The organism is Haloferax mediterranei ATCC 33500 (assembly GCF_000306765.2).
GTDB classification, from domain to species: domain Archaea; phylum Halobacteriota; class Halobacteria; order Halobacteriales; family Haloferacaceae; genus Haloferax; species Haloferax mediterranei.
Genome location: NC_017941.2, coordinates 1816724 through 1832554, shown reverse-complemented (window position 1 = coordinate 1832554; position 15831 = coordinate 1816724). Strand labels below are relative to the sequence as shown.

At 62.0% G+C, this 15831-nt stretch carries 19 protein-coding genes and 1 tRNA gene; 13 read left to right on the top strand and 7 right to left on the bottom strand.

Translation table 11 applies throughout. The features are described 5' to 3' along the window. Positions 1-10 precede the first annotated feature (10 nt). Both HFX_RS09350 and HFX_RS09345 read left to right on the top strand, forming a co-directional pair. The gene (locus HFX_RS09350; RefSeq protein ID WP_004060344.1) at positions 11-460 is read left to right on the top strand and encodes a UPF0179 family protein; all 450 of its coding nucleotides are present in this window, start codon (positions 11-13) and stop codon (positions 458-460) included. Positions 461-540: 80 nt separating this feature from the next. Then, entirely contained in the window at positions 541-1176 is a 636-nt protein-coding gene (locus HFX_RS09345) for an HAD family hydrolase (protein ID WP_004060347.1), read from the top strand. Positions 1177-1203: 27 nt separating this feature from the next. Here the strand turns inward: HFX_RS09345 and HFX_RS09340 are convergent, their stop codons facing one another. Then, on the bottom strand, positions 1204-2055 hold the full coding sequence (locus tag HFX_RS09340; protein ID WP_004060348.1) for a M14 family metallopeptidase: 852 nt from the start codon (positions 2053-2055) through the stop codon (positions 1204-1206). Positions 2056-2139: 84 nt separating this feature from the next. After that, positions 2140-2625 (bottom strand): DUF309 domain-containing protein, encoded by a 486-nt coding sequence (locus HFX_RS09335; RefSeq protein WP_004060349.1) that lies wholly within the window; start codon positions 2623-2625, stop codon positions 2140-2142. A 143-nt stretch (positions 2626-2768) separates the two neighbouring features. Here HFX_RS09335 and HFX_RS09330 point away from each other — a divergent pair, with 143 nt between their 5' ends. From HFX_RS09330 to HFX_RS09320, 3 genes are all read left to right on the top strand, one after another. Beyond that, positions 2769-2960 carry a hypothetical protein gene (locus tag HFX_RS09330; protein ID WP_004060350.1) on the top strand — a complete coding sequence of 64 codons (192 nt, stop codon included), beginning with the start codon at positions 2769-2771 and terminating at the stop codon, positions 2958-2960. Positions 2961-3060: 100 nt separating this feature from the next. Beyond that, on the top strand, positions 3061-3717 hold the full coding sequence (locus HFX_RS09325; protein WP_004060351.1) for a sulfite exporter TauE/SafE family protein: 657 nt from the start codon (positions 3061-3063) through the stop codon (positions 3715-3717). Between the two features lie 45 nt (positions 3718-3762). Continuing rightward, a tRNA-Leu gene (locus HFX_RS09320) sits at positions 3763-3846 on the top strand. Between the two features lie 819 nt (positions 3847-4665). Here HFX_RS09320 and HFX_RS09315 read toward each other — a convergent pair. After that, positions 4666-4935, bottom strand: a complete 270-nt coding sequence (locus tag HFX_RS09315) for a hypothetical protein (RefSeq protein WP_004060352.1) — start codon at positions 4933-4935, stop codon at positions 4666-4668. Between the two features lie 94 nt (positions 4936-5029). Here HFX_RS09315 and HFX_RS09310 point away from each other — a divergent pair, with 94 nt between their 5' ends. The 3 genes from HFX_RS09310 to HFX_RS09300 all read left to right on the top strand — a co-directional run bounded on the left by HFX_RS09310 (position 5030) and on the right by HFX_RS09300 (position 7694). Next, positions 5030-5833, top strand: coding sequence for an inositol monophosphatase family protein (locus HFX_RS09310; RefSeq protein WP_004060353.1), 804 nt, complete (start codon positions 5030-5032; stop codon positions 5831-5833). A gap of 135 nt (positions 5834-5968) precedes the next feature. After that, positions 5969-6439 (top strand): Lrp/AsnC family transcriptional regulator, encoded by a 471-nt coding sequence (locus HFX_RS09305; RefSeq protein WP_004060354.1) that lies wholly within the window; start codon positions 5969-5971, stop codon positions 6437-6439. A gap of 115 nt (positions 6440-6554) precedes the next feature. Further along, positions 6555-7694 (top strand): DUF63 family protein, encoded by a 1140-nt coding sequence (locus HFX_RS09300; protein ID WP_004060355.1) that lies wholly within the window; start codon positions 6555-6557, stop codon positions 7692-7694. A 173-nt stretch (positions 7695-7867) separates the two neighbouring features. On the opposite strand, the gene HFX_RS09295 is transcribed toward HFX_RS09300, so the two are convergent. Together HFX_RS09295 and tbsP are read right to left on the bottom strand one after the other, a co-directional pair. Continuing rightward, a complete protein-coding gene (locus tag HFX_RS09295; RefSeq protein WP_004060356.1) occupies positions 7868-9556 on the bottom strand; it encodes a YcaO-like family protein in 1689 nt (562 codons plus the stop codon). Between the two features lie 55 nt (positions 9557-9611). Further along, the gene (tbsP, locus tag HFX_RS09290; RefSeq protein WP_004060357.1) at positions 9612-10439 is read right to left on the bottom strand and encodes a transcriptional regulator TbsP; all 828 of its coding nucleotides are present in this window, start codon (positions 10437-10439) and stop codon (positions 9612-9614) included. Between the two features lie 362 nt (positions 10440-10801). On the opposite strand from tbsP, the gene glyA reads away from it, so the two are divergent. The 5 genes from glyA (at position 10802) to HFX_RS09265 (ending at position 14655) form a co-directional block, all read left to right on the top strand. Next, positions 10802-12049 (top strand): serine hydroxymethyltransferase, encoded by a 1248-nt coding sequence (glyA, locus tag HFX_RS09285; protein WP_004060358.1) that lies wholly within the window; start codon positions 10802-10804, stop codon positions 12047-12049. Positions 12050-12261: 212 nt separating this feature from the next. Next, entirely contained in the window at positions 12262-12561 is a 300-nt protein-coding gene (locus HFX_RS09280) for a DUF211 domain-containing protein (RefSeq protein ID WP_004060359.1), read from the top strand. After that, positions 12561-13133, top strand: coding sequence for a VIT1/CCC1 transporter family protein (locus HFX_RS09275; RefSeq protein ID WP_004060360.1), 573 nt, complete (start codon positions 12561-12563; stop codon positions 13131-13133). Before HFX_RS09280 ends, HFX_RS09275 begins: the two co-directional genes overlap by 1 nt. Positions 13134-13239: 106 nt before the next feature. After that, positions 13240-14133, top strand: a complete 894-nt coding sequence (gene folD, locus HFX_RS09270) for a bifunctional methylenetetrahydrofolate dehydrogenase/methenyltetrahydrofolate cyclohydrolase FolD (RefSeq protein ID WP_004060361.1) — start codon at positions 13240-13242, stop codon at positions 14131-14133. Between the two features lie 15 nt (positions 14134-14148). Continuing rightward, positions 14149-14655, top strand: coding sequence for an NUDIX domain-containing protein (locus HFX_RS09265; protein WP_004060362.1), 507 nt, complete (start codon positions 14149-14151; stop codon positions 14653-14655). 55 nt (positions 14656-14710) lie between these two features. On the opposite strand, the gene HFX_RS09260 is transcribed toward HFX_RS09265, so the two are convergent. After that, positions 14711-14944 carry a DUF7385 family protein gene (locus HFX_RS09260; protein WP_004060363.1) on the bottom strand — a complete coding sequence of 78 codons (234 nt, stop codon included), beginning with the start codon at positions 14942-14944 and terminating at the stop codon, positions 14711-14713. 69 nt (positions 14945-15013) lie between these two features. After that, positions 15014-15724: a DUF7117 family protein gene (locus HFX_RS09255; protein WP_049917516.1), complete on the bottom strand. Its 711-nt coding sequence runs from the start codon at positions 15722-15724 to the stop codon at positions 15014-15016. Positions 15725-15831 lie beyond the last annotated feature (107 nt).

Below are 15831 nucleotides of genomic sequence, written 5' to 3'. Positions count from 1 at the left end.
ATCTGACACCATGACCTCCATCACACTCATCGGTGCCCGCCTGGCCGACCCGGGTACCGAATTCGTCTACCGCGGTGAATCGAGTGCCTGTGAGGGATGTCCGTACCGCCAGCAGTGTCTCAATCTCACCGAGGGCGTTCGCTATCGCGTCATCGATGTACGCGAGAATACGCAGGTACTCGACTGCGCCGTCCACGACGAGGGTGTCCGCGCCGTCGAGGTCGAACCCGCTCCGGTTCGGGCGAACGTGCCGTCGAAAGGCGCGTACGCCGGGAGCAAGGCCAGCCTCCAAGGCCCGTGCCCGCACACCGAGTGTCCGAGCCACCAGTACTGTGTCCCCGAGGGTGCTGAGTTCGACCAGGAATACCGTATCAGCACCGTCATCGGCGACCCGCCGCACGACCACTGTTACCTCGACCGAAACCTGACGCTCGTCGAATTCGAAGCGGCCGACGAGTAGCGACGGAGGTCAGACACGAGTAGCGCCTGTGTGTATCGCGTACGGGTAGCGTTTTTATCGTTTCTCTCAGTATCCAGCCTATGACGACCGCGGTCTTTTTCGACCTCGATTTGACGCTCCTCCAGTATACGACTGACTTCGAGAGTATTTTCGAGCGAGCGGTCCCGGACGCGCCAGATGGTGCCTACGAGCGATACGTTTCGGTGCTCCTCGATTCGTTCGACCAGCTTTCGACGGACCCCTACTACGAGGGGTTCGGCGCCGTCGTTTCCGAGTTCGATGTCGACGCCGACCCCGAGACGCTCACAACCCGGCACGCTGAGGCCGAACTCGCGGCGACGACCGTCCCCGAGTCAGCCCACGAGGCACTCGTTCGCACTGCGTCCGACAGACCAACTGGGATTCTGACGAACGGGACACTGGAGATGCAGCGGGCGAAACTCGAACGCCACGACCTCGAAGCAGTTGTCGACGCTGTCGTCGTGTCGAACGACCCCGATGTCGCAGCCCGAAAGCCGGACACAGGTATCTTCCATGCTGCCGAAGCGTCCCTCCCGGCGGACGACTACGTCTACGTCGGCGACACCTACGACGAGGATATCGTGGGTGCACGACAGGCCGGGTGGGATGCCATCCACGTCGGCACCGACGGCCCTGACGACGACCCGGCGCGGGTAGACTCGGTCGACGAAGCGGTCGCTCGCATCCTCGACTGAAACGGGGTACGAACTACTGCGACAGTACTACGGCAGAGTCCCGACTTTCTCGCCAGCGTAGCCGAAGATGTCGGCGTAGCCGTACGCGGAAAGCAAAACCGGATAGAAGTCGCGGTCGGCCACGAACCGTTCGTCGTCGGCACGGGCGAACGTCGTTCCTTCGGTGACGGCGGTGAAGTTGGTGGTGAGGACTTCGTATTCCTCGGCGACGGGTTTCGGAAGTCGCTCCAGCAGTCGGAACACGTCGAGGCTGTTTTCCTCGGGGATACCGAGCTTCAGGCGGTCGTCTTCGGTCTGTGGTTCGGACTCCTCACCGGACCCGTCGCTCGCGACGGCCGGAGCGGGCAAGACGTTCGTCGCCGTGAGAAACGCACGAATCAACCAGTAGGCGTTGTCCGCGGCCTCGTCAGACTTCTGGAGACCTGCTTCGACCTCGATGGTGTGGGCGTGTTCGATGAGTCGGCCTTCGGCGAAGTTGTTCGTCTCGACGGCCACGTCGACCGGGAGGCGCGGGAGAATCGACCGAGCGATGGCGTCGACGGTGTCGACGATGGCGAACGGTTCGGCGTAGGACTGCGTAGAGTGGATAGAGAATGCCGTCGTTCCGCGAACCTCGCGGCCGAGGTCGTGTGCGAGGCGTCGCTCGTGATTCTCCGCGTGGGGGTCGCCCGGAAACGCGCGGTTGAGGTCTTCGTCGAGGTAGCGCACATCCGCTTCGAGTGCTTCCTCGTTGGCGACGATGAGTTTCACCGGCCGTTCAACGTCTGGGTCTTCCGCGACGAACCGCTCGATAGCGCGAGCACCACACGGTTCGTCACCGTGAATCGACCCGACAACTGACACTTCCGGGGTGCCGTCACCGAGTTCGTAGATTCGCATTGCCAGTTTCTAGAACTAGACGCTAAAGGGCTTTTAGATTCGCGTGGTAGCGCATCGGCGAGAAGATGTGTCGCTAAAACCCTGTTAGTGGTCCAACCGCTCAACGTACTCATAATCAGCGGGGTACGCGGTCGCCCGGTGGCCGTCAAGTTCGATTTGCCAGCCGTGGAGGGCCGTCGGGTCATCCAGTGCCGCCCGCATAGTCACACGAACGTCGTCGACGTCGACACCGTAGAAGTCGCTAGGGACGCCGTGGATATACTCCAAGGCCGTCTCGAACAGCGAGCGCATTCCGGTGTCATTCTCGAAGTCGAAGTGTTTGTACGCGCCGGCAGCAACCTGCACCATCCCGTGGAGGAAGGCGCTTTCTGCGGTCCCCGACCCGTAGTTGTACCACTCGATTTCGAAGCAATCGTGGCTCTCGTGGAAGTCACCCGAGTTGAACAGGCGGGTCCCGTGTTCGACTGCTCGGCGAAGCGTCGCGTGTTCCCACATCCGCAACTCCTCGTTCCACCCCGAGGGGTTCCCGAGCGGTGGGGCGACGCTCGGGTCACGGGTGTGTTCGTCCATAGGTGTGACAGCGGCGGGAAACCCAGTAACTCCATCGGTGGCCGAATCTGAGCACGACTGGTGGCGAGCGTAACTGAACACTACTGACGGCGAGCGTAACATAGACACGAGGGACTTTCTACGGTGTGTTACTAACAACCACTATGGCTGGAACAACGACCCAGTGTGTGTACTGCGGAAGCGACGTGTCTTGTCACGACCCCGTCTTCGTCGAGGAGGCCGCCGACGGCGAGCGAGTTTCAGTCGGTGGGTTCTGTAACTACGCGTGTCTCTCGGCGTACATCGAAGACGAGGAACTCACCACCGGTGCGTCGTGTGAGTGGTCACCTACGTAGCTCCCGACCCTGCGAAGTCGTAGTCGCTGTCTCCCCGTGTGACCACCGCTTCCGCGTCCGAATGCAAGAGGTATTTACATGGAATGGACTTCGAAGGGGTATGGCACTCGCATCAGCACTCGTGGCTGGTGGGGTTATCGGAATTCGGCACGCGCTGGAGGCCGACCACCTCGCCGCCATCGCGACGATGGTCGAAGACGACAACCGACCGGGAATCGTCGGCGCTTCCTGGGGCGTCGGTCACTCGATTCCGATTGTCGTCGTCGGCCTGCTTTTCGTCGCACTCGGCGTGAGTCTCCCCGAGTCGGTAACGCACTTTTTCGAGGTCGTCGTTGGTGCGATACTCGTCGTCCTCGGTGTTCGGATGCTCCTCCGGGCTGGAGGAGTTTCGGTGCCGACACTTCGTGGTCACGACCACGAGGGAGCACACAGACACCTCTCCGTTGGCGGTATCGCACTCGGGACGAAACACACCCACATTCACGACGAGTCGTTCGGCATTGGCGTCCTGCACGGATTCGCCGGAAGCGGTGCACTCGTCATCGCGATGGTTACTGCCGCACCGGGAATGGGGCAGGCAGTCGCCTTCCTCGGGGCGTTTAGCCTCTTGACTGTGGCGACGATGGCGACCGTCTCGTTCCTGTGGGGTCAGTCGATGAGTATCGGCGACACGCGAATTCTCCACGCTGTGGCGGGGACAATCGGTATTATCGTCGGTGGACTGCTCGTCGTCGAGCAGTTCGGAGTTCTCGTCTGACGATTCGCAACGTTTTAGCGGCCCCCCTGTCGTACTTCAATACGCGCGAGGGTAGCTAAGTCAGGAAAAAGCGGCGGACTCAAGATCCGCTCCCGTAGGGGTCCGTGGGTTCAAATCCCTCCCCTCGCATCGCGTTTTTCCGAACGTCAGTGAGGATAGCGATGCGTCCGGAGGGATTTGAATCAGGGAGCAGCTTGCTGCGACCGTGGTTCAAATCCCTCCCCTCGCATGGGTACGACGACACAGTGCGAATCATTCGGAGGATTAGAACCAGCGAGCAACGCGAAGCGTTGCGAGTGAGGTTCACGCGAACGGAGTGAGGGTGAGTAAGCGAGGCTGTGGCCTCACAGTGTTCAAATCCATCCCTGCAATCGAACTATTTTACCCCACCACTCGCTCGCAAATCTAACATCATCAACAGACCACGTTTCTGGTGAAAACTCGCATACGGGACCCGACTCGGTACGACATTCAAGCACACAACAGATTCTGTCTCCCAGCCAGAATTTCAGCTGACTCCGACGTACCAGAGTTTATCAGAAATGTTCATTAAGATACCGGGCATATATTCAGTTGCCGGAGGCGCAAGGACACACTGGATGACCAAACCGAATCCGTCGGGCGACGTGAAAGACGTCGACGATGGTACGCATCGCAAGATGCGGAGGGATGGAATCGACATGAACACCGAGTCTTTCGTAAAAGGAAGACGAGGTCAAAGTGCCGAAGAAGAACCGAAGCAACCCTGTTAACCACTCTGCGAGTGAGTGGCAGGAAGACCAAGTACCGGACCACGAGGAATTGGAGTTCGGGAAATCGGCGCAAGCCGAAAAAGGTCGTGAGGGTTGTGGAAAACGTCTTCCATCCGGGTTCTAATTGCGGTTTCGGTTTTTTCGATATTCACCCGCTGAGACGACTGTCCGTGTCTCGACCGCCGCTCTGCCCTACTTACTCGTCGAGCAACTGCTTCATCAGTCGGAGATATTCCGATGCGACGAGTGGTTCGTCGGCCACGGTCCGCTCGACGGCCGCCAATCCGTGTTTCAGTTGCTCTTTGAGGGGACTGGGTGGCACCTTGTGCTGAAGAATACGGGACGCTTTCTCGGTACACTCCCGCGCGGTCTCAGTGTCGCCGCTCCGGATCGCTTCTCGGGCGTCACCGAAGGCCGCAGTGAGCGCATCGCGAACGCGCACCGGGAGGTCGACTGCGTCTGTCACGACACGAAAATAAGTCCTACATCATGATAAGCCACCGGACTGGTGTCTCGCCTTCGGTCGGTGGATATAGGCCCCTTCCCGTTCTGCCACGGTCATGAACGAACTCGACGCTCGTGCGGACCGTGCACAACGCGCAGCACGCGACGGCGGTGCAGTCGCACGACGCGCCTTCCGAACAGGAATCTCCGTCGAGACGAAGGACGGAAAAACGGATGTCGTCACGCAAGCCGACAGAGACGCACAACAACGGGTCGTCGAGCGTATCCGCGGGGCGTTCCCGGACGACGCTATCGTCGGCGAGGAAGCGGACGAGTTGAAGTCGGTTCCAGACGACGGCGCGGCGTGGATTGTCGACCCCATCGACGGGACGAACAACTTCGTCCGCAACATTCCGATATGGGCAACGTCAGTCGCCACCGTGGTCGATGGCGAACCCGTCGCCGCCGCGAACTCACTCCCCGCGTTCGAGGACCTGTACGCCGCCGACGACGGGGCGGCCTACCGCAACGGAGAGGAGATTTCCGTGAGCACACGCGACGACCCGGAGACGTGTACCGTCTGTCCGACGTTTTGGTGGAACTACGACGCCCGCGACGAGTACACGGCCGCGACCCGCGCTATCGTCACGCGCTTCGGCGATATGCGTCGCTACGGGAGTATGCAAGTCGCACTCTCGTTCGTCGCCGACGGCGCGCTCGACGGCGTCATCACGAACAAGCGGGCGAACCCGTGGGATTCCGTTGCTGGGGTCCATCTCATCCGGATGGCTGGCGGCACGGTCACCGACCTCGACGGGAACGAATGGCGACACGATTCGCGCGGTCTCGTCGCCTCGAACGGGCACGTCCACGATGCGGTGCTCGAAGCAGCCCGCGAAATCGAAGCCGGAGACCACTAACCTGCGTTGGACGATACTGGATTCTGGACCCGTCTCTGCTGCATCTCAGTTCCCGGTTTGTCGGTCGTGTCAATCAATAGGTGATTGATGCCTCTATCCGCAAGTGCGAAGTTAACCCCCTCAGTACGGAAGGGTATGAAACTCGACGCGACGGACCGGGCAATCCTCCGTATCCTGATGGAGGACGCACGGACACCGTTCAGCGAGATTGCCCGCCGAATCGACATGTCGAGTGCGACGGTCCACGACCGAGTCGGACGGATGGAAGATGCCGGCGTTATCGAGGGTTACCACGCCCATATCGACCCCCGACAGGTTGGACTCGGAACCTCGGCGCTGGTCGGCTTTCAGGTCAAACAAGGACACGAAAAAGAGGCGTTGCAGGAACTACGAGACATCGAAGGTGTTCAAGAAATCAATCTGACGACCGGCGAGTGGGACGTGATGCTCCGGGTGTACGCCGAGGACACGGACGCCCTGCGTGAACTCATGTTCGACCACATCGCGGAACTCGAAGGGTTCTCCCGCTCGCAGACGATGGTTATTCTCGGCACCGAGTACGACGACCCCGTCTTACCGATTCGAGAACCCGAAGACGAGGACTGACGGAAGGGAACGCACTCCTCGCACCGTACCAACCGGCTGCTTTCCGGCGGCGGGGCGTGCGCTCTGAATGCGAAAGACCGGAACCCTAAACAGGCCCGCCGTCGGGGTTTCGGCTATGGCAACGGTAGCAGAGCGAGTCGGTCTCGACCCTGAACGCCTCTGGGGCGTCGGCGTCGTGACCCTCCTCGTCGCACTCGTCGGCGGGTCGCTCGCGTTCCCTCGTGTCGTCTACGACGGCTTCATCTGGCACTACTTCTGGGGACCGGTCCAGGCCGACGCGAACTCGGCCGTCTGTGCTGCCCGGTCGGGCGGCGTGACCCAGTACCTCGACAGTGCGTCGGCCTGTGCCGCTGCGGCTGAACCAGTCGCGTACCCCGGCTACACCCTCGTCTCCGAAGTCGGGTATATGGTCACCCTCATCATCGCCCTCACGGGGATCGTGTTCCTCCTGCGTCGCCTCGACATCGGCGAAGACCCGCGGTTCTTCTTCGCTCTCGTCCCATTCATGTTCTTTGGCGGCGCGTTCCGCGTCGTCGAAGACGCAAACGACGCACCCGGCGTGGCCGACGCGCTCATCACGTACCCGGTGAATACGCTCGTCATCAGCCCGGTCATCTACGTGACCGTCTTCGCAATCACGCTGGTCGCCGTCGTCGGGAGCGTCGTCGCCGAGCGAGAGGGCATCGTCGATAACTACATGAAACCCCTGCTCGGAGCCGGGACAGCCGTCCTCGCGACCACGCTCGGCTACCTCCTGTGGGCCGGCATCACCGGCGCACAAGGTGCAACGTTCTATCCGCAGGTACTCCTCGTCATCCTTGCCGGAGCGACGGTCGTCGCCACCGCGACGTGGTGGCTCGTCGAACGTTTCGCACCCGAGGTCAACGAGGGGACGGGTCGAATCGGATTCGTAGTCATCTGGGGACACGCAATCGACGGCGTCGCAAACGTCGTCGGTCTCGACTGGATGACCGCCCTCGGAGCGGGCAACAACCTCATTCCGAAACACCCGGTGAACAAAGCAGTCGTCGACCTCACGGCCTCCACGCTGCCGGAATCGGTGCTCGCCATCACGGGCGACGCGTGGCCGTTCCTGCTCGTGAAACTCGTCGCGGCGACGGCGGTTGTCTGGGTGTTTGACGAACAGATATTCGAAGACAGTCCGCGCTACGCGATTTTGCTCCTCATCGCCGTCCTCGCGGTCGGTCTCGGGCCGGGTACCCGCGACATGCTTCGCGCGACGTTCGGCGTCTAAGCACGTACACCTCTTTTTCTGCCATTTCCGAACGAAGATTCATATACAGAGCCGCGGCCAGCGCGCCTATGCTCTAACCTACGCCGCGCGGCGACTCGCGGGAGTCCGGCACGTCGCCGCGCGACCACGAGCGTGCCGGCTGTCAGCCACTTAGCAGCGCGAAATCCAGACAATTACGGGAACGGATGGAACTCGCGGTCCAGTCGCGGTTCGAACCCGAGGTCACGCGGGACCGAGCGCGCGCGGTCGGCGAAGAATGGTTCACCGATGAACAGTGGTTGCGCTTCCGGAACCAACACGCGGACCGCTTCGAAGCCGAGTTGCTCGACATCTCTGGGCGTGATTCGAGCGGCGTAAGCGTCGAGGCCAGCATCCGTGACGCGCTCAACTACGGCATCAAGTTCGCCCGCTCCTTCGGGAATCTTGTCCGGCCCAACCGAGTCGGCGGGAATCGTCGCTTCCGTCGAGACGAATGTCTGAGCAGCGTCTGGGAAATCAGCGTAGGTGGCAATCGCACCGCCCTGCGTCGCAGCCTGTTCGGGCCCCATCCCGCGGAGTTCGGTCCAGTTCTGTAGCGCCTCCGCGAGCGCCGAGCGGGCGGCGCTGTTGGCGTCGAGGTCGGCCCCGGACCCCATCGCGAATTTCGGCCACTCCCCCTCGCGGTGGACGGCAACGGCGACGACGGGTACGTCCACGTCCTGCGTCACCAACAACGCCGTCACGTCGAGGTCTTCCGAGCGGGCGCGAGTGGTCAAGGTCTCGAACGTCTCGTCAGTCACATCGAGACCGAGCGGGTCGAACGTCGAGTACCACGCGAGCATCGTCGCGTCGCGCTCGATAGTCTCGTACAATCCCGAGAGAATCGCTTCCGTTCCGGAGTTTCCGAGTCCGAGTCCCGTCGTAATCGACGGCTTGTGTCGCTCCGTCGGCGGCGGGTAGTGGACGAACTCTGCAGGGAGCGAGACGGTATCTCCGGTCTCAAGGTGTTCGCCGTCGACCCACTGAATCGGTTCGCTCGGGTCGGGGTCGCGGTACGAGTCGGGTCTGATGAACCGACTCGGCGGGATGGCATTCGGTCGAGAAGCCGTGGGTGCGACGGCGAACTCGCTCGTCCGGTAGACCCCGGCCGAATAGCGCTCCAGCGCCTCGCCGAGTGCCTTCATGTACGCTTCGTCCCACCCCGCCGCAGCACCGCCTGCGAGTTCAGCAGCGCGGGCGTCCGCGTAGGCAGTCGTGTCGGCAGTCTGTGCGACATAGTACGGAAGCGGGAACGATTCGCGTTCGCCGACCTGCGTGATGATGCCGACGCGGTCGTCGACCGCCTGCTCCGCTCGCGAGAGTGCGTCGTCCAACTCGACCGTGCGGAAATCGCGGCGGACGACTCGGTCGCGGTCGGTCGGTTCGGGAACCGGAAGCAGCGCCCGCTCTCGGCCGGGAACCTCCACGACGGTCCCCGCAATATCGCCGCCGGAGAGCAGTGCGATACCGCGTCGACCCGCAACGGCACCGGCGAGTCGAACCGCCGCGCGGTCGCCCGAGGGCCGTCCGTCAGATTCGGTGGTCGACGCGACGCGAGCGCGGAGGTCGGCGAATCCGGCGCTCGTTTCGTCGAACGCCGAGACGGCGGCGTCGATGTCAGTGACGGCGTGACCACCGATGCCGCCGATTTCGACTGTAAGCCATCGTTTCGCAGTGGCGTCGGCCGTGTCGAAGGCGTCGTCACCGACTGCCGCGACGACGAACCCGAGGTCGAACTCGCCGAGCGAGTCCGGAGTGGTCTCGGTAACTGTCGCGTCGATATCGGTACACGCCGCACGAATCGACTCGGCGGCGGGACCGCTCCCGACGAGTCCGATATTCATGTTCGCGACGAAGAAGTGAGAAGCAAAAAAGCGGGGGGTCTTCGACGGAGGACGGTTAGCCTTCGAGCAGTTCTTGGGCCACAGCGGCGAGTTCGTCGGCATCGGCGTCGACGAGTTCGTCGGCACCGAGCTTCAGACGGAGACGGGGACGACCAACGTCGATTGGGACCTTCTCCGTGTCGATAAGGTCGAGTTCTTCGAGTTTCGTCTTCGTCCGGGAGAACGTCGCCTTACTCGCGATGCCAACGTCTTCGCCCCATTTCGAGATGTCGTAGAGAAGTACTTCGTTGCGGGCGGCAACGAGAAGCGAGATGGTCACTTCGTCGAGGCCGTCGCCGTCGCCACGGGCAGATGAGAGCGAACCGAGTACCGCGTCAAAGTCGGCAAGCGTCTCCTCGCCAATATCCTCGGCGAGCGTTTCGCGAACCTTCGCCAGCGGCGGCGTCCGGAGTTTGAACTCCGGTGCGTCTTCCCAGTGTGCTTGGTGTGCTTCGAACGCCGTCTCGACGAACTCCGCGTCGTCGGTGACAAGCCCGGCGACCTTCCCGCCAGCGCCGACGAGCGCGACGACAGAGTTAGGCGTGACGAAGAGCGTGTTTTTGACTTCGTCGTTGGCGGTATGCATGGAGAGCACGCCGTCGGCGACGAGGTTCGCGGCGTTGGATGCGATGATGAAGTCATCCAGCACGTCCTTCAACACGCCTTCGTCGGCGACGAGGCGAATCTCGGGAAGTGTCTCACCGATGTCTGTTGAGACGGATACGATACCTTCGATGACCTCTGCGGTCGGGTTCGCAACCAAGACCTCGTCCTCCGTCGAGGAAAGGACGGACTCAATGATGTCTTCTACCCCCTCAGCGAGTAGATTAGAACCAATAGCCATAGCTTGAATATCGGCCGTAACATATTTAATATTAACGCAAGTCGACTAGCAGAACGTATACGAAAATGGGTTGTAACAAGTAATAATCAAGCGAATTGAGCAATTCATTTCAGAAATTTTACTTCTACTCCAATGTGGGAAAATCGATTTGTAGCTGGTGGCAGTACCGTAATGCGATTTGTTGACATATATCTTAGTAAGCCGATATTCAGGTTCAAAGATAGGTTTCGTGAAACCGATTCCACGTATTCGTGTATCTGTTACCCGATGACACGGCCGAATATGCACATGTGTGCAACACATCACCGGCAGGCGTAGCCAAAGGGGACACATTTATGCCGTGATTGGGCGGGATAGTATGTATGGACTACAGCCACGTCCGCGACGTCGACCCCGCTGTGGCAGATGCCCTCGAAGGTGAGGTCGAACGCCAGCGCGACACACTCGCGATGATTGCATCCGAGAACCACGTCAGCGAAGCGGTTCTCGAAGCACAGGGGAGCGCCCTGACGAACAAGTACGCCGAGGGCTACCCCGGCAAGCGTTACTACGCTGGCTGTGAGTACGCCGACGAGGTAGAGAACCTCGCCATCGAGCGCGCGAAAGAACTCTGGGGCGCAGAACACGTCAACGTTCAGCCCCACTCCGGGACGCAGGCGAACATGGGCGTCTACCTCGCCATGCTCGAACCCGGCGACAAGATTCTCTCGCTTGATTTGACTCACGGCGGCCACCTGAGCCACGGCCACCCCGCGAACTTCACCGGGAAACTCTACGATGTCGAGCAGTACGAGGTCGATGCCGAGACGGGCTACATCGACTACGAGCAACTCGCCGAGAAGGCCGAGTCGTTCGAACCCGATATCATCGTCTCCGGCTACTCCGCGTACCCGCGCGCCGTCGAGTGGGAGACGATTCAGGACGTCGCCGACTCCGTCGACGCACTTCACCTCGCGGACATCGCCCACATCACGGGCCTCGTCGCCGCGGATGTCCACCCCTCGCCGGTCGGCATCGCCGACTTCGTCACCGGTTCGACGCACAAGACCATCCGCGCCGGTCGCGGCGGCATCATCATGTGCAAAGAGGAGTACGCCTCCGACATCGACAGCGCCGTCTTCCCCGGCGGGCAGGGCGGTCCCCTCATGCACAACATTGCCGGCAAGGCCGTCGGCTTCAAAGAAGCACTCCAGCCCGAATTTGAGGAGTACGCCCAGCAGGTCGTCGACAACGCGAAGGCCCTCGCCGAGACGTTCGAAGACCACGGTCTCAGCGTCGTCTCCGACGGCACCGACACGCACCTCGTTCTCGTGGACCTGCGTGACTCCCACCCGGACCTCACGGGCGGCGACGCCGAGGACGCCCTCGAATCGACGGGTATCGTCCTCAACGCGAACACCGTCCCCGGCGAGACGCGCTCGGCGTTCAACCCGAGTGGCATCCGCGCCGGTACGCCCGCGCTCACGACCCGCGGCTTCGGCGAAGACGAGACCCGCGAAGTCGCCGAACTCATCGTGAAGGTCGTCAACAACCACGACGACGAAGCCGTGCTCGCGGAGGTTTCCGAGCGCGTGCAGGAACTCTGCGACGCCAACCCGCTGTACGAGTAAGCGTCGCTTCGATACCCACCGATTCTTTCGACTGTCTGACCGCCCGAGTCGTGCGTCACTCCCGACACGCCGACCGGCCGTTTTGACACGACAGTGCGTCGTTTACCACCCCTAATGCGTAGGCGCACTCTTCTCGGGATACTTTCGACGTCACTCGCCGCGAACCTGCACCTCGTGTAACACTATTACCCGCCGCGACGTACCGTCGCCCCATGGCACCTATTCGTCGCCTCGTCCTCGACGTATTGAAACCACACTCGCCGTCGACGGTTGAATTCGCCCGCGAAGTCGCCGCAAGCACCGGTGTGGCGGGGGTGAATACGACGCTCCTCGAAACCGACCGCGAGGTACAGAACCTCCGGATCATCGCCGAAGGCGAGGACATCGACGTCGACGAGGTCGAACGACGAATCGGCGACCTCGGCGGCACGGTCCACTCCATCGACGAGGTTGTCGCCGGCGAGAGACTCGTCGAATACCGCGACCAACCACAAGACTGGTCGCCATCGTGATGTTCGGGCGACTCGTCTCACTCCTGCGAGAAGACAGCGTTCGCGCCATCTCCCGGCGGTACTTCGTCTCGAACGGGTTCGACGGCGCGCTGACGTGCATCGGTCTGGTTATCGGCGCGTTTCTCACCGGTGTTACAGACGGGGTGACCGTCGTCAAAATCGGTCTCGGTGCCGCCGTCGGTCTCACGACATCCGGCGTCTGGAGCGTCTGGGAGATAGAGCGCGCGGAAAAACTGGCCGAACTCGGACGCATCGAAGACGCCATGTTGGCCGACCTTAGCGGAACCGCGGTCGAACGCGACAAAGTGGCCGCCCGGAGCATCAACGCCGCCGCCAGTGGTCTCGGGCCGCTCGTCGGTATCGTCGTTCCACTGGTTCCGTTTTTCGCGGCCGGAACAGTCCTCTCGATGAGAATGGCGACGCTCGTCTCCGTCTCCCTCGGCACGGGAATCCTCTTCACGTTCGGCGCGTACATGGGGTCAATATCCGACCAGCGCTGGTACGTCGCCGGCCTTCGGATGGCGCTCGCGGGCGTCGCGGTGGCCGTCGTGAATCTGCTCTTCGGCGGGTGAATTTGGGGAGAAAATGACCACAATCATGTATATTTACTCCATTTTGAAACCGAGAATACGCACGATTCCGAATCTTTGAAATGGTCGGGGGACCCTGTTTGACGCAATGACGACCATCATCGACGGCAACGCCGTCGCCGAGGAGATTCGGGACGACCTTGCCGACGCCATCGACGCGCTCGCAGACGCTGGCGTGAAGCCGGGTCTCGCAACCGTGCTGATGAGCGAGGACCCCGCGAGCGAGACGTACGTCTCGATGAAACAGCGCGACTGCGAGGAAGTCGGCATCGAGGCGTTCGACTACGAACTCGACCCCGAGACGCCCGCGGACGAACTCTACTCGCTCGTCGACGACCTGAACGAGAACGACGACGTACACGGTATCCTCGTCCAGATGCCCGTTCCGGACCACGTCGACGACCGGACGGTCCTCCGCCGCATCGACCCCGCAAAAGACGTCGACGGCTTCCACCCCGAGAACGTGGGTCGTCTCGTCGCTGGCGACGCCCGCTTCAAGCCCTGTACGCCCCACGGCGTCCAGAAGCTCCTCGCCGCCGCCGACGTAGAAACCGAAGGTGCAGACGTGGTCGTCGTCGGCCGCTCCGATATCGTCGGCAAGCCGATGGCGAACCTGCTCATCCAGAAGGCCGAAGGCGGCAACGCCACAGTCACGGTCTGCCACTCGCGGACCGAGGACCTCGCCGCGAAGACCCGCGAGGCGGACATCGTCGTCGCCGCCGCGGGCGTCCCCGAACTCGTCACGGGCGACATGCTCTCGGAAGGCGTCGTCGTCATCGACGTGGGCGTCAACCGCGTCGATGCGGACAACGACAAGGGCTACAAACTCGTCGGCGACGTGGACTTCGACTCCGCGAAGGAGAAAGCGAGTGCTATCACGCCCGTCCCCGGCGGCGTCGGCCCGATGACGCGCGCCATGCTTCTGTGGAACACGGTGAAGGCTGCCGCCGAATCCGAAGGCATCGACGTCGACCTCCCCTAAGCAAGCGGCGACACGATGGACGCGTCCTCCAGGGTCGATATCGACGGCGAGTGGACCGTCGACGAAGCCGGCATCATCAGGCGTCGAAACAGCCACGACCTCGATGCCGAGTCGTTCGAGCGCGCTCTCGAACGAATCCGCGGCGGACTCGAATGGGGTGTCGGCGCGCTCTGTGAACGGGACGGGTCAGTCCTCCTCGTCCGACAGGACGACCAGTGGCTCCTTCCCGGTGGTGGCGTCGAACCCGGTGAGACGAAGCCAGAGGCACTGGTTCGCGAACTGGACGAAGAGACGGGTCTCGATGCTGACGTGGGTGCGCTGCGGGTCGTCACAGAACAGACGTTCCAACACGGCGGTGACGAAGCGAGTTTTCGCTTCGCCATCTACGAGGCCCGCGTCGAAGGCGAACTCACCGACGACCCGGGGCTCGAAGACGAGTCGATAACCGACGTGTCGTGGTTCGAAAGGCTCCCGGATGACACGCTCGACCGGGCGCTGATTCGATTCCTCTGCGAGCGCTGAATCAGACCTCCCAGTTTAGTTCGGTTTTTCGCCCGATTCGGGTCAGTCTTGTATGTTACTCGTGTGTGGCAACGAGCAGTCGCTCGGCTTCGCGCCGGACGCAGAAGCGCGTCCCAGCGTCTACGTCGAAACTGTGCGCCTGCCGGTTTGAGATGAGGAGTTGAGAGAAGTCGTCGCCGCAGGCGGGACAGGCCACGCCGTCGCGGTTCTCGACGAGCATCGTCTCGCCGTCGTCGCGGAGCAGTTTGACGCGGTGTCGAACGTCGTGGATGTCGAACCCAGCAGTCATCGTCGGCGAAGGGTCGTCGGAGGGCAAAAACGTTCGGTGAATCGGGGCGTCAGATGCGACGGGTATGGGTTAAAAGAGCGCCGCGAGTCGGTCCCGAGCCGACGCGAGGGCGTCGAGGTCGTCGTCAGCGAGTGCAGTGTAGATATCACGCGTCGCCCTGACGAGTGATTCCGACTCCGAGAGCGAAACTGCACCTTCGAGCGCTTCGACGCGCTTGAGGTGGTTCGAGAGCGTTTCGAGCGTCTTTCTCGCCTCCGGGTCAGGGTGGTCGTCGAGCCACGTCGAGAGGTCACGCCGGTAGGCGTCGATGGCCTCGGCGTAGGCGAGACCGCGTGCATCAGTCATCGAGTCGGGAACCTCGTCGGAAGCGGGGCGGTCACCCTCGTCGGTCCCGCGGAGCAGACTGAGAACGTAGAGTTGTTCGTCGTCGGACGGCCGATTCGACCGTGCGACGACGTCGACCGCGTGGAGTAGTTCGTGGGCCGCGAGCGACGTCTCATCGAGCGGGAGCAGTTCGCCTCCCTGTATGTACCCCGTCTTTCGAATGTAATCTCGGAGGTCGGACTTCAGCGCCGGTGCGGCATCTCGGATGGTTCCGTCGCCGACCGCAGACCGGTGTTTCGAAAGGTCGAGTTCAGTCTGCATGGCGGTGTGCTGCGCTCGGTCGCCCACGCCGACGCTCCGCATACTTCCGCAGTGCGGGCACGATACACTCCCCGTCTCGTAGTACGACCATTGGCGGCCGCACTCCTTGCACTCGCGCTCGCCGCGTATCTCCATACGGGCGAGTTCGACCCGCTCGCGCAAAAACGCGACGACCCGTAACGGGTCGAGCGACCAGTACCCGCATAAAATAGTTTGAGCTTCGACACGAATGTCCGGGCTAC